This is a genomic window from Nocardia sp. MDA0666, assembly GCF_003023875.1.
GTDB lineage: Bacteria > Actinomycetota > Actinomycetes > Mycobacteriales > Mycobacteriaceae > Nocardia > Nocardia aobensis.
Map to the genome: position 1 here is coordinate 57,557 of NZ_PYHT01000016.1, position 14,146 is coordinate 71,702.

At 71.0% G+C, this 14,146-nt stretch carries 8 protein-coding genes; 6 read left to right on the top strand and 2 right to left on the bottom strand.

Annotated elements, in window-relative coordinates:
- The first annotated feature begins 51 nt into the window (after positions 1-51).
- On the top strand, positions 52-444 hold the full coding sequence (locus C8258_RS21505) for a hypothetical protein (RefSeq protein WP_106956758.1): 393 nt from the start codon (positions 52-54) through the stop codon (positions 442-444).
- Between the two features lie 13 nt (positions 445-457).
- On the opposite strand, the gene C8258_RS21510 is transcribed toward C8258_RS21505, so the two are convergent.
- Both C8258_RS21510 and C8258_RS21515 read right to left on the bottom strand, forming a co-directional pair.
- Positions 458-4,189 carry an ATP-dependent DNA helicase gene (locus C8258_RS21510; RefSeq protein ID WP_106956759.1) on the bottom strand — a complete coding sequence of 1,244 codons (3,732 nt, stop codon included), beginning with the start codon at positions 4,187-4,189 and terminating at the stop codon, positions 458-460.
- Positions 4,186-7,635: an ATP-dependent DNA helicase gene (locus C8258_RS21515; RefSeq protein ID WP_106956760.1), complete on the bottom strand. Its 3,450-nt coding sequence runs from the start codon at positions 7,633-7,635 to the stop codon at positions 4,186-4,188. Before C8258_RS21515 ends, C8258_RS21510 begins: the two co-directional genes overlap by 4 nt.
- A gap of 351 nt (positions 7,636-7,986) precedes the next feature.
- Here C8258_RS21515 and C8258_RS21520 point away from each other — a divergent pair, with 351 nt between their 5' ends.
- From C8258_RS21520 to C8258_RS21540, 5 genes are all read left to right on the top strand, one after another.
- Complete coding sequence (locus C8258_RS21520) at positions 7,987-8,739, top strand: alpha/beta fold hydrolase (protein WP_106956761.1); 753 nt, start codon at positions 7,987-7,989, stop codon at positions 8,737-8,739.
- Positions 8,739-9,038 carry an MGMT family protein gene (locus tag C8258_RS21525; RefSeq protein WP_106956762.1) on the top strand — a complete coding sequence of 100 codons (300 nt, stop codon included), beginning with the start codon at positions 8,739-8,741 and terminating at the stop codon, positions 9,036-9,038. Before C8258_RS21520 ends, C8258_RS21525 begins: the two co-directional genes overlap by 1 nt.
- Before the next feature lie 117 nt (positions 9,039-9,155).
- Positions 9,156-9,893: a VOC family protein gene (locus C8258_RS21530; RefSeq protein ID WP_036504385.1), complete on the top strand. Its 738-nt coding sequence runs from the start codon at positions 9,156-9,158 to the stop codon at positions 9,891-9,893.
- Positions 9,894-9,998: 105 nt separating this feature from the next.
- Positions 9,999-11,732 carry an NTP transferase domain-containing protein gene (locus tag C8258_RS21535; protein ID WP_106956763.1) on the top strand — a complete coding sequence of 578 codons (1,734 nt, stop codon included), beginning with the start codon at positions 9,999-10,001 and terminating at the stop codon, positions 11,730-11,732.
- A gap of 109 nt (positions 11,733-11,841) precedes the next feature.
- On the top strand, positions 11,842-14,139 hold the full coding sequence (locus tag C8258_RS21540; protein ID WP_106956764.1) for an arylsulfatase: 2,298 nt from the start codon (positions 11,842-11,844) through the stop codon (positions 14,137-14,139).
- The last annotated feature ends 7 nt before the right edge of the window (positions 14,140-14,146 follow it).

Below are 14,146 nucleotides of genomic sequence, written 5' to 3' on the forward strand. Positions count from 1 at the left end.
CCCACTCGCGGCGGAGAGAGCGCGGCAGCCGGGGCGAAGAAAGGACACAGCATGAGTGACGCCGGTCGAACCTCGCAGCGGCGAGCGGTGCTGATGAGTACCGCGCTGTTCGGCATGGGCGCCCTGCATTTCGTGGCGCCCAAGCCCTTCGATTCGATCGTGCCGCCCGCTCTCCCGGGCCGGGCCCGGACCTACACCTACGCGTCGGGTGTGGCCGAAATCGGTGTGGCGGCCGCCTTGGCGGCTCCGCGCACCAGGCGACTCGGCGGCCGGCTGGCGGCGCTGTTGTTCCTGGCGGTCTTCCCGGCCAACATCCAGTTCGCCGCCGATTCGGTGCGAAATCCGAAGGCGGCCAAGGCGATCAAGTGGGTGTCGGTGCTGCGGTTGCCGTTCCAGGTGCCGATGATCACCCAGGCCCTGCGCATCAGCCGCGACGCCGCCTGAGCGGCAACGACTTTCACCCGGGCGGGTAGTCCGGGTCGAAATCGGCGTCGGACACCGGGTCCGGCGGCAGCTCGTCGCCGTACTCCTCGTCGGGCGGAAGGTCGTCGGCGGGTTCCGGACCGGACCGATCCCGCGGGTCAGCCGGCGGCGCCCAGGCGGGCGCGACCTCGGCGATGAGATCGGCCAGCTCGGCCGGCCCCGGCAGTTCGGCGGGCGCGACCGTCCGGCCGCTGCGGACGTAATGGAAGGCGGCGCCGACCTTGTCGAGGACGAGCTCTTCGGCTTCCCCGGTCTGCGCGGCCATCATGCGGGCCCAGGCCACCCGGTAGACGGCCAGCTGCATCGCGACCGAGCGTTCTTCCGCGCGTGACGGTTCCGCGCCGGTCTTCCAGTCCACGACCAGCCAGCGGCCGCCGGGTTCGCTGAACACCGCGTCCATGCGGCCGCGAATGAGGGTGCCGCCGATGCTGGTCTCGAATCCCACTTCGACGTCGATGGGGTTGCGGTCGGCCCAGGGCGAAGCCAGGAACGCCTCCTGCAATCGGATCAGGTCGGCGTCGCCCGCACCGCTGTCGGCCGCGCCGGGCAGTTCGTCGAAATCGAGCAACCCGACCGCACCGAACCAGCGCTGCAACCAGGCGTGGAAGGCGGTGCCGCGCCGGGCCAGCGGGCTCGGCGGGTACGGCAGCGGCCGCCGCAGCCGGGCCGCGAGCTTGGTCGGATCGGCCCGCATATCGACCAGCGCGGTGGCGGGCAGCTGCGCGGGCAACTCCACTTCGTGGATGCCCTCGACCGTCGCGAAATGCTCGGTGAGCAGGGCGTCCACATCGTCGGCCCAACCTTCGGGATCCGGATCGTGGTCGGGTGCCGCGCCGTCCTCCGATCCGTTGCCGCCGGACGCCGTGCCGTCCGCGCCGGGGGTCGCCGGGTCGTGCGTCAGGTCGGCGAACAAATCCAGCTGGCGCGGGGATTCGAGTTCGCTCGTGGCGTCGTGGGCCCGGCGGGAGGGAACCGGGGGGATCTCGGCCCGGGCGGGAGCGGTTCGGCCATTCGCCGGCTGTGTGCGATGCTCTCGAGGTTCGGGCGGAAGGTGTGCGAGCGCGGTGCGGACCAGGGCCGCACCCGCTTCGACCGCTTGCCGCCGCACGCCGAGCGGGTCGCGGGGCCAGTCGGCTACGGCGGGATTGTCGGTGAAGGGATTGGGTGCGTCGGGGGGTGGTGGGTCGGCCCAGAGGTCGACGCGCACGGTGCCGTGTCCGGGGGACTGCGGATGTTCGGTCCACCGTTTCAGTTCGAGCAGGAAATCCGAGGGCCCCTTCGGCGTGGAACCGGTCTCGGCCCAGTGGTGGGCCGAAACGAACAGTGCGCGTTCGGTTCTGGTGAGCGCGACGTAGAACAGGCGGCGTTCCTCGTCGAGGCGGCGGCGGGCCAGCGCCTCCTTGTGCTGTTTGATCGCCCGTTCCAGATCCGTGCGGTCGTACAGTTCGGTGAGGTCGAGGACCGGAACCCCGTCGCACACGGGCGCGGAATCCGGTGTGTCGCCGTCGTTGTCGCGTTGCCGGTCGCCACGCAGCGAGGTGGGGAGTTCGGCGAGTGCGCCGAGCCAGGTCGCGGCGGCGTTCCCGGAGGGGAACAGGCCGCGCGATACGTGCGGTACGGCCACGACCTCCCATTCCAGCCCCTTGGCCGCGTGCACGGTGAGCACTTGGACGCGGTCGTGCGCCACCTCGACTTCGCCCGGCTCCAAACCGTTCTCGACCTCTTCGGCGGCGGCGAGGAAGCTCAGCAGGCCGGGCAGGGTCGCACGGTGGTCACCGGCATATCCCGCGACCACGTCGGCGAAGGCGTCCAGATGTTCGCGCCCCGCACCGGCGCCCGCGGCCGCGCGGCGGGTCTGGGTTTCCACACCGACCCCGATCGTGCGTTCCACATCGGCGACCAGTTCCGGCAGCGACTGACCGCTGCGTTCACGCAGCGCCGCCAGCTCCCGCCCCAGTGCGACGATGCGCGCGTGGCCGAGCTCCGAATACCGTTGCGCCGGACCGGGGTCGGCGATCGCATCCGCGATGCCGGCTTGTTCGGCGGGTTCGGGTGCCACGGCCCGCAGCGCATCCGTCAGCCCCGCGGCGTCGGTGATCGGTTCCGCGCGGCCCGGCGTCCCGGCGATCGACAGCTCCCGCGCCCGCGCCGACAACGCCTTCAGATCACTCACGCCCAACCGCCAGCGCGCGCCGGTGAGGATGCGCATCGCGGCGCTGCCGGCCGAAGGATCGGCGATCAACCGCAGGGTGGCGACGATATCGGCCACTTCCGGGGTGGCGAGCAGGCCGCCCAGGCCGACGATCTCCACCGGCAGCCCCCGGGCGCGCAACGCCTCGGCCAGCGGCGCGGCGTCGGCGTTGCGGCGCACCAGGACCGCGGAGGTCGGGGGCGGCCGTCCGGCGTCGGCACACTGCTCCCATTCCGCCGCGATCCGTTCGGCAACCCACTTCCGTTCGTCGGCAACGGTTTCGGTGAGAGCCAGCGCGACGGTTCCGGCCGTAGCCTGGGGCCGGGGGCGCAGCGCGTCGACGCTGACCCCGCCCTCGGCGCCGCGCAGTGGTTCGGCGACCAGATTCGCCAGATCCAGCGCCTCCGGCGGATTGCGCCAGCTCGTCAGCAGTGGCAACACCGGCGCGGCGACCTTCGGGGCGGCCGGAAAATCGGTGGTGAAGCGGGGCAGGTTGGCCGCCGACGCACCGCGCCAGCCGTAGATGGACTGCATCGGATCGCCGACCGCGGTCACCGCCGGGCGGGTGGCGAAATCCGTCTCCGGCGCCTCGCCGATACCGACCGCGCCGCGGTCACCGAACAGTGCCGCGAGCAGAATGCGCTGGGCGTGACCGGTGTCCTGATATTCGTCCAGCAGCACCAGGCGAAACCGCTCGCATTCCGCCGCACCGACCTCGGCGTGCGTGGCAGCCAGCCGCGCGGCCAGCGACATCTGCGAGCCGAAATCCAGTGCGCCCCTGCGCCGTAACTCCTCGCCGAGCCGCGCGACCAGCGGCAGCAGCGCCACCCGGTCCTGCTGGGCTTTGACGATCCCGCGCAGCTCCTGATTCGGGCCGCCGCGCTGGCGCGGACCGGGAGGCAGCGTTTCCACCAGCCGTTCCAGCTCCCGATGCGCCACCGCCAACTGCTCGGGTGCCACCAGATGTTCGGCGAGCTGACCGGACAGCGCGAGCACCGCCTCCGTGACCGATACCGGGGTGCGCTCGGTATCGAGATCGCCGTCCCACCCGGTGACCACGCGATGCGCGAGCTGCCACAGCTGGGTTTCGGTGAGCAGTGTGGCCGAGGGCTCCACGGGCAGCAGCAGACCGTGTTCGGACAGCAGCCGCCCGGCGTAGGAGTGGTAGGTGCTGATCTCCGGCTCGGATCCGACCAGGGTCGCGCGCAGCCGCCCGGTGCTGTCGATCTCGCGCAGCAGCGGCGATCCGGCCAGCCGCGCCAGGCGGGTGCGAATGCGAGTCGTCAACTGCTGCGCGGCTTTTCGGGTGAACGTCAGCCCCAGCACCGCGTCCGGTGCCACCAGCCGGTTGGCGACCATCCAGACCACCCGCGCGGCCATCGTCTCGGTCTTGCCCGCGCCCGCACCGGCCACCACGAGGGTCGGGCCGAGCGGTGCGGCGATGACGGCGGACTGTTCGTCGGTGGGTGGCGGCAGGCCCAGTGCGTGCGCCAACTGCTCCGGCGTGATCGTCATCGATCCGTCACCTGGCGGCCCGTGTCCTGCACGGGGCAACTGCCGGCGACCTGGCAGTGCCGGCAGCCGTCGTTGCGCATGGCCAGGAAGCCGGGCCCGCGGGTGGCTGCCGCCGCATCGTGAATGGCCTTGCGCCACTGGGCGATACCGTCGGAATCGAGGGCGGCCTGCAACCGCTCGGTGGCTCCGTCGCGGCTCGGTTTGGCCACGTAGACGAGTCGGGCGCCGCCCGGTTCGATCCGGTCGCCGTCCACCTCCGCCGAGAACCCGCCCGCCCCGGCGGCCACCTGGTAGGTCGCCAGCTGGGCGTGATCCTGCGCGGCCTGTTTGGAGATCGGGGTCTTGCCGGTCTTGACGTCGACGATGACGAAACGGCCCAGCGCGTCACGCTCCACCCGGTCGACGCGGCCGCGGATCCGCACCGGCACCTCGTCCGGGTCACGGGCCGGCAGAACGCAGTCCACCGGCACCTCGACACCGACCTCGGCCAGCTCGGCCCGGGTGTTGCGCAACCAGGCGAGGAAGGTGTCGACCATCGATTCGGTGCGGCGCAGTTCCAGCCGGGAGTGCCAGCTGTGCGGGCCGTCCTCCCCGGAACTCGGGTCGACGGCCTTCCAGGCCTTGACCAGCGCCGCCTTCACCTGTTCCTCGGTCACTCGCCCGGCCAGCGCCTGGACCAGCGTGTGCACCAGATTGCCCTTGACGGCATGCGGATTGTCCCCGTCGCTGCCGCCGTGTCGTTCCAGCGCCCAGCGCAGCGGACAGGTCTGCAACAGCTCGACCGTCGACGGCGACAACGCGACCGGCCCGTCACCGTCGTCCCACAGCGCCAGTTCCGAACTCGGGTCCGCGATGCCGTACCACTCGTCCGGATGGGCGCCGCGCACACCGGCCGCGGCCAGACGGGCCAATTGGGTGGCGGCCCGGTCCCGGCGGGCCGGATCGGCGCCGTCGTCACAGACCACGCCGCGCAATTCGGCGATCAGGGCCTGTGCGACCAGTGCGCGCCCCGGATCGACCGGCGGCGGAATACGTCCCGGCTCCCCCGGTTCCGCCTCCGGATCGAGTTCGGCCAGGAATCGGGACGGCACCAGATCGCGGTCGCCGGTGACGGATTCGACCGCTGTCACCAGCAGGCTGTGCCGGGCCCGGCTGCACGCCATCAGCAGCAGCCGGCGCTCCTCGGCGAGGATCGGCGCGGCCCGGCTGACCTGTTCCCCCGGATCGGCCACGCCCCCGATGAGGTCGACCAGTTCCTCGATGCCGAGCAGGGTCCCGCGCGGACGCAGGTTGGGCCAGATGCCCTCCTGCACTCCGGCGACGGCCACCACATCCCATTCCCGGCCGGCCGCGGCGTGCGCGCTGACGATCGCCACCGCGTCACCGGGTTCGGTCAGCGGAGCCGAATCCTGGTTGATCTCCTGCTGTTCCAGATATTCGACGAATCCCTCGACGGATGCGCCGGGCAGCCGGTCGACGTAGGCGGCAGCGGCATCGAACAGACCGACGGCGGCATCCAGGTCGCGGTCGGCCTGCACGGCACCGGCGCCGCCGCGCTCGGACTGCGCCACCCAGCGCTTCTCCAGCCGCGACGCGGTCCACAACGCCCACAACGCATCCTCGACCCCGGCCCCGCGCCGCAGCGCCCGCCGCGCCCGGTCGACCGCCCGCAGTACCCGCACCAGCGGCGCCACCTCGACCTCGGTGAGCCGATCGAGCAGGGTGCGATCACCGACTCCGGTGATGAGGTCGCGCAGTACGACCGCCGAGGACCGGTCGAGTTCGGAGTAGGGCGCGAGGGCCTCCGGCGACTCCTCGACTGTCGATGAACCGCGCGCCGGCTCGCCGTCGGCGCCCGGCTGCGCATCGTCGGGGCCGCCAACCCTCGACTCCGTCCGGGGATACCCGCGCTCGATCAGCGCGCGGCGAACGCCGCGGCGCAGTCGTCGCAGACTGATCTGATCGGCTCCACCCAGCGGCCCGAGCAGCAGATCGAGCGCATCGTCCTCGGAGAACATCTCCGGGCGCCCGCGTTCGACCACGAGCAGGGCGCGCAGCGACTGCAGCATCCACGCCGCGCCGCGCCGCCGGGCCAGCGGGGTGTCCGGTTTCGGTTGCAGTACCGGCACTCCCGCGGCGGTGAGCGCACGGCGCAGCGGGCCCAGCGACAGCGGCACCGAGCGCACGACGACCGCCATCCGCGACCACGGCACCTCCGCGGTGAGATGCGCCCGCCGCAGGTGGTCGGCGATCAGCGCCGCCTCCTTGGCCGGGGTGGTGAGAACCCGCACCAGCGCCTGGCCGTCGACGGCGGGATCGCCGAGAAGATGGGGTCCGCCGGTCCGCACGTCGAAGCGGTGTTCGGTCCGGCCCGGCATGCGGGCGGCGATCCGGGCGACCGCATCGTGCACCGCCGGGGCGCAGCGATGATCGTCGTGCAGGACGATCCGGCGTTCGGGTGGGGCGTCGGGTTCGGTGACGAAACGGGTATCCGCACCCCGGAAACTGAAGACCGCCTGATCCGGGTCGCCGGCCACGACGGTGGTCGCCGGGCCGGATCCGATCGCGCGAATCAGTTGTGCGGCAAGCGGATCCACATGCTGGGCGTCGTCGACCAGCAGGGTGCGGATGCGCTCGCGCTCGGCGGTGAGCAGTTCCTCGTCCTCGATCAGCACGTCCAGTGCGGCGCCGACCAGTTCGGCGGCGTCCAGGGCGGGGGCGCTGGCCTCGGGCGCTTGGACGCCGACCGACCAGCGCAACAGCATCGACTGTTCGTAGCGCTGCGCGAACGATCCGGCCGCCTCCCATTCCTCGCGTTCGTGCAGGCGCCCCAGTTCGATCAGATCCTCGGGTCCCAGATCGCGCTCGGTGGCGCGCAACATCAGGTCGCGCAGTTGCTCGGCGAAACCGTTGGTGCCGAGCGCGGCGTGCAGGCGCGGTGGCCACAGCACCTCGGCGCCGGACGACATGTCGGCGAGTTCGCCGCGCAACATCTCGCGCAGCACCACGTCCTGCTCGGCGCCGGTCAGCAGCCGCGGCGGCGGATTGCCGCGGGCGGCAGCGTGCGTGCGCAGGATCGCGAAGGCGTAGGAGTGCACCGTGCGCACCATCGGCTCACGTCCGGCGCCCGGCACCCCGCCGAGTTCGGGTGCGAGCGCGGTCAACTGCCGGGTGAGAGCGTTGCGGACCCGTAGCGCGGCCTGTTTGGAATGGGTGAGTACCAGCACCGATTCCGGATCGGCGCCCGCGACGATGCGATCGGCGGCGAGATCGGTGAGCAGCGCGGTTTTCCCGGTGCCGGGCCCGCCCAGCACCTGCCAGGGCCGCCAGCCCGGGTCCGCGCCCGACCCACCCGCGAACAGCGTTCGGACATCGGCACCCCATTCGCGTAACCGGGGTGCGGTCTCACTGCGGCGCACCAGTCGCACCGAGCTATCCGATCGCATCACACGCGCTATTTCAACAGACACCCCCGACAGGATCGAATTCCGTGACAGCAAACGCACCCCGTGCATCCGATGTGTCCGTGTTGTGATCGGCGCCACGCCTGCCCGGGCGATATTCACGAATTCGCACCGGTCTCTGCCTGCGGTCGATAATGCCTGGTAGAGAGCTTGTGCGTCGTGCCGCACCGCATCGCGTCGGGGCCGCTGCGAATATCGGGCCGAAAATCCCACCGCCGCAGTCGTTCCCCGGCGGTTCACCGGCGCGGCCAGCGCCCGGCAATCCCCGTGCCCGATTCTCGAGAACGGAACGCACCGGTCGCACCGCCGCGGCGCCGACGGCACAATGATCGGGTGCCCGACGCCCATATTCATCGATTCGGCCCCGCCGACGGTCCGCTCGTCCTCGCCCTGCACGGCCTGACCGGACACGGGCGGCGGTGGAGCGCGCTGGCCGACGGGCAGCTGCCCGAGGTTCGCGTCGTCGCTCCCGACCTGCGTGGCCACGGGCGGGCGAGTTCGCTGCCGCCGTGGACCTTCGAGCAGATCGTCGACGATCTGGTTCCGCTGCTCACCGAACCGGCGGTGGTCGTGGCGCATTCGTTCGGAGCGGCGGTCGCCGTCCATCTGTCCCGCCACCGCCCCGATCTGGTCCGCGCACTGGTGCTGCTCGATCCCGCGATCGGCCTCGATCCGGTTCTGCTTCACGACATCGCCGAGGCGGGGCTGGCGCGACCGGACTACGCCGACATCGCCGAGGCGCGCCACGACAAACTCGAGACGGCCTGGGCCGATGTGGACCCCGAACTCCTCGACGCCGAACTCGCCGAACACCTGGTCGATACTCCCGAGGGCCGGGTCACGTGGCGGATGAGCCTGCCCGCCGTCACGTCCTACTGGAGTCAGCTGGCGCGCGAGCTGGTCCTGCCGCCGCCGCACATTCCGACCGTGCTGGTCCGCGCCGGTAAATCCCCGTTCGTCACCCCCGCGACCGTCGAGGCGTTCGCGACGCTGCCGGATTTCACGTTGCGCGAATTCGATTGCGATCACATGGTCGCCCAGGCGCGTGCCGCCGAGACCGCGGCCGTAATCCGGTCGGTGCTCTGATGCCCACGACGGACGCCGAGATCGAACGGGTGCGGGAACTGGTCGCGGCCATCCCGCCCGGCCGGGTCGCCACCTACGGTGATATCGCGGCGGCGGCCGGACTGTCGACGCCGCGAACCGTCGGCTGGATCATGCGCACCGACTCCGCCGATCTGCCCTGGCATCGGGTGCTGCGCGCCGACGGCACCCCGGCGAGCCATCTGGTCCAGCGCCAGTTGCGCAGGCTGGCCGAGGAGGGCTGCCCGATCCGCGGCGACCGCGTGGACCTGGCCGCCGCCCGCCACCGATTCGACAACTGACGGCATCGTCGGCAATCCGACAGTGACGGCATCGCCGGATCCGGCTGTCGACCTCGGCGTCGGCCCGTCGATATCCGAATTCGCCCATTACTCCGGTTCGGCGGTTACCGTGGAGGAATGACCACCCGTCTGGCGTGCGTGGTGTTCGATGCGATCCGGCCACGGAACGTGGCGCGGTTCTGGGCGGAGTTGCTCGACTGGCAGATCACCGTGGACCGTCCGCACGCGGTCGAGGTGGCTGCTTCCGATCCGGATGCCGCCGATGTGTCGTTGATGTTCGTGCCGACGGCCGGACCCAAGTCCGGGAAGAACCGCATCCATCTCGATGTGGTGGGTCGTTCGCTGGATCATCAACGCGTACAGGTGGATCGGGCGCTGGCGCTGGGCGCGCGGCCGATCGATATCGGCCAGGGCGCGGTGCCCTGGACGGTGCTCGCCGACCCCGAGGGCAACGAATTCTGTGTTCTCGAACCGCGCGAGGAATATGTGGATACCGGCGCGGTCGCCGCGATCGTCGTCGACACTCCGCATCCCACCCGGCTGGCCCGGTTCTGGGAGACGGCCGCGGGCTGGCCGCTGACCCACGACGAATCGCGAATGGCCGGCATCCGCTCGGCCACCGGTCAGGGTCCGTGGCTGGAATTCCTGCGCACCCAGGTCGCGGCCCGCGAATGCGATCGCGTCCACCTCGATGTGGTCACCTATTCCACCGGTGATCCCGCGGACGAGGTCGCCCGGCTCACCGCAGCCGGTGCCGTCCCCTGCCAGGGCGCCGCGGTGCACCCACCGGCCCAGGCGATGCTGACCGATCCGGAGACGAACCGCTTCCGGTTGTTGCGTGCGCCCTGCGATTGACGTGGTCGCGAGCAGACGACGGGCCTGCGCCCGTCGTCGTGCCGTTCGCCGTCCGATGTGGGCGGTTTACCATCGGTCCATGATCAACCTCCCGGGTGAGCCGCTGTGACCACTGTCGACGCGATCGTGCTGGCCGGTGGGCGGGCGACCCGGATGGGCGGGGTGGACAAACCCGCGATCGCGGTCGGCGGGCGGGCGATGCTCACCGTGGCGCTGGACGCGGTCGCCGACTGTGTGCGCACGGTGGTGGTCGGCCCGCATCGGCCCGAACTGGCGCCCGAGATCCGGCAGGTGCAGGAGGTGCCCGCCGGAGCCGGCCCGGTCGCGGCCGTCGCCTGCGCGGTCCGCGCCCTCGAGGAATGTGATTTCCCGGCCGATCTGGTCGTGGTCCTGGCCGCCGACCTGCCCTTTCTCACCGCCGCCGTGATCGGCGAATTGATCGGGCACGCAACGACTTCCGATGCCGATGCGGTGTTCGCGACCGACGAATCCGGCCGTCCGCAATATCTGGTCGGGGTGTGGCGGCGGACGGCGCTGCTGTCGGCCCTGCGGCAGCTGGATTCGGTGACCAATCAGCCGATGAAGGCGCTGGTCCCGGTCGACACCCTGATGGTGACGCTGCCCGGTATCACCGATTGCGACACCCCGGAACAGGTGCGCGCGGCCCAGGCCGCCGCCCCGGCGTTGCCCTTGGCGCAGGCACGCGACCTGCTGCGCACCGCCATCACCCGGCTGCCGGTGCACGAGGCCCGGCCGGCGGCGGTGCGGGGTGCGGCGTTGGCGGCCCCGCTGCGCGCCGCCTCGCCGCTGCCCCGCTTCGATGTGTCGGCGATGGACGGTTACGCGGTGTCCGGCGAGGAACCGTGGCGCCTGCGCCACGATGTGGGCTTCGCGGGTGGTGAGCGACCGGTGGGCCTGCTTGCCGGTGAGGCGGTCCGCATCGCCACCGGCGCCCACGTCCCGGAGGGCACCGACACCGTGGTGCGCGACGAATTCGTCCGGCTCGACGACGGGCTGCTGCGGCGGCTACCCGAGGCGCCGATCCGCGACGATGTGCGCCACCGCGGCGAGGATTGGCACAGCGGCGACATCGTCGCCGCCGAGGGCACCCCCGTCAACGCGGCACTGATCTCCGTCGCGACCGCCGCCGAGGTGGTCACCGCGCAGGTCCGCGGACCCGTGCGGGCACGAATCGTGATGACCGGCGACGAAATTCGCAGCGAAGGTCCGCTGCACAGCGGCCAGACCCGCGATTCGGTCGGCCCCGTCTTCCCGGAGTTGTTGTCCTGGCACGGAATCGAATCGTCGGACCGGGTGCATCTGCGCGACACGCCCAACGGCTTCGACGATGTGCTCTCCGATACGACCGACGACCACCTGCTGGTCGTGGTCGGCGCGACCGGTGGTGGCGCGGCCGACCAACTGCGCGGTGCACTGGATCGGGCCGGGGCGCGAATTCTGGTGCACCGCTTGCGGATGCGACCGGGCGGCTCCACGGTGGTCGCCGAATTGCCCAGCGGCCCTGTGGTGCTCGGGCTTCCGGGTAATCCCTATGCGGCGGTCGCGACGCTGTGGGCGCTGGCCCCGGCCATCGTCTCCGGTCTCACCGGCCGCATACCGGCACGGGTGCGGACCGGACCGCTCCTGAACGCCGGCGACGTCTCGGGCCCGGTGCCGCGCATCCTGCCCGCGCGGGCGGCCGAGACGGGCGGCTGGGTCGCCGACGGCCATATCCGCACCGCACATCTGGCCGGGCTGCTCGACCGCGACGGTCTGGTCGTCGTCCCCGCCGGCGCCGTCGACGGCGAGCCGGTCGAATATCTGCCCCTGCCCGGCTGACGCCGCGCGGACCGGGAATTCCGCCGACCCCTGTCCCCGGCCGGCACCGGTTGCGCGCACAGTGCGCCGAACCCTGGTGGCAGCACGCCGCGGCGGGTTCCCTGGTCGTATGCCAGTGCCCGAGTATGCCCGCGGATACGATGCCTTCACCGGCGAGATCGGCCGTACCACCGCCGAATCCTCCCCGGCGTGGGACCATCCGACGAGCGCCCCCGCGGGAGCGCCGAACATCATCGTGGTGCTGGTCGACGATATGGGCTACAGCGATATCGGCCCGTTCGGCTCCGAAATCGAGACGCCGACCTTGAACCGGCTGGCCGAACGCGGCGTCCGGCTCACCAATTACCACACCACCCCGCTGTGTTCGCCCTCGCGCGCGGCCCTGCTGACCGGCCTCAATTCCCATCGCGCCGGATTCGGCTTCGTCGCCAACGCCGATCCCGGCTACCCGGGCCTGCGCCTGGAACTCGCCGGCGATGTGCTGACCCTGCCGGAGATATTGCGCGCCGGCGGCTACGCCACCTACGCGGTCGGCAAATGGCACCTCGTGCGCGACGCCACGATGAACCCTGCGGCACACCGTGATTCGTGGCCGACACAGCGCGGCTTCGATCGGTACTACGGTTCGCTGGAGGGTTTCAACTCGTTCTTCTACCCGAACCAGATCGTCTCCGACTCCTCCGTGGTGGATATCGAGCAGTACCCGGACGACTACTACGTCACCGACGACCTGACCGACAAGGCGATCACCTACCTGAAGGATCTGCGCGCCCACGACGCGGACAAGCCGTTCTTCCTCTATTTCGCCCACGTCGCCATGCACGGCCCGCTGCAGGCCAAGGACGTCGATCTGGCGAAATATCGCGGACGATACGCACAGGGCTGGGACGCGGTGCGGCAGAGCCGATTCGCCTCCCAGCTGGCGCAGGGACTCTTCGCGCCGGGAACCGAACAGCAACCGCGCAACACCGAACCGGGTTATGAAGCGCAGGAATGGGATTCGCTGAGCGCCGAGCAGCAGCGCCGCTTCGCCCGGTACATGGAGGTGTACGCCGCGATGGTCGACAGCATCGACCAGAGCCTCGGGCGTGTCCTCGACACCGTCGAGCAGTTCGGCGAACTGGACAACACGATCGTGGTGTTCACCTCCGACAACGGCGGCACCGCCGAGGGCGGCCCGGTCGGCACCCGCAGCTATCTGGCCGAATTCGCGCACGTCGACGATCCGGACTGGGTGGGCGATGTCCCGCACGACGAGGATCTGATCGGCACCGCCCGTCTCGGCGTGCACTATCCGCGAGGCTGGGGGCAAGCGTCGAACACGCCGTTCCGGTTCTACAAGGGACAGACCTTCGCCGGCGGGGTACGGGTGCCGTTCATCATCTCCTGGCCGAAGGGACTGCCGGACAACGCGATTCGTGACAAATACGTATACGTCACCGACTTGGCGCCGACCCTGCTGGAACTGTCCGGAGTGTCGCGTCCGTCGGTGCGAAACGGACTGCCGGCCAAGGATTTCGACGGCGTTTCGGCGGCGCCGGTACTGCGGGACCTCGATGCCCGCTCCCGGCATGTCGAGCAGTATTCGGAAATGACCGGCCATCGCGGCTTCTACCGGGACGGCTGGAAACTGCTCGCGTTGCACGAACCGGGCGGCGAGGTGGACGCGCCGAACTGGCAGCTATTCGACGTGCGGACCGATCCCACCGAATTGCACGATGTCGCCACCGAATTTCCCGGCAAGGTGCGTGAACTGGCCGCGGCGTGGGACGAGGCGGCCTGGCGCAATACCGTCTTCCCGCTGCTGACCCGCCGGGATCTGGCGCGCCGGCGCCCCGAGGAAGCCCGGCTGTCCGAGCCCTTACGCATCCTGCCCGGGACGCCGACGCTCGAGCGGTATCGCTCGCAACGCCTCATCGCCTACCGCGATTTCACCGTCACCGCCGAACTCGCGGGCTACCACGCCGGCGGCGAAGGGGTACTCGTCGCTCACGGCGACCCGCAGGGAGGCTATCTGCTCTACATCGAGGACGGCCGAATCGTGTTCGGCTTCAACTCGTTCGGCCGGTATACCGAGGTGTCTGCGCTCATCGCCCCCGGCGCCCGGGAGGTCACCCTGGCCGCGACGGTACGGCCGCGCCTGCGCTGGGACTTCGCCCTCTCCGTCGACGGCACCTCCGTCGCCGCCCTCACCGACCAGGTCCAGCTCGTCGGCATGGCCCCCTGGACCGGTATCTCGGTCGGCGTGGACGCCCGCGGCCCTGTCGCCTGGGACCTGCGACAGCGCCGCGGGGCGTTCCGCTACACCGGGTCACTGCGTGCCGTCACCTACACCCCGGGGCCGCTACAGGTACCGGAGCAGGTGGTGCGGGCGGTGGAGTCGGAGGCAGAACTCGTGGCCGAATAGGGGGACC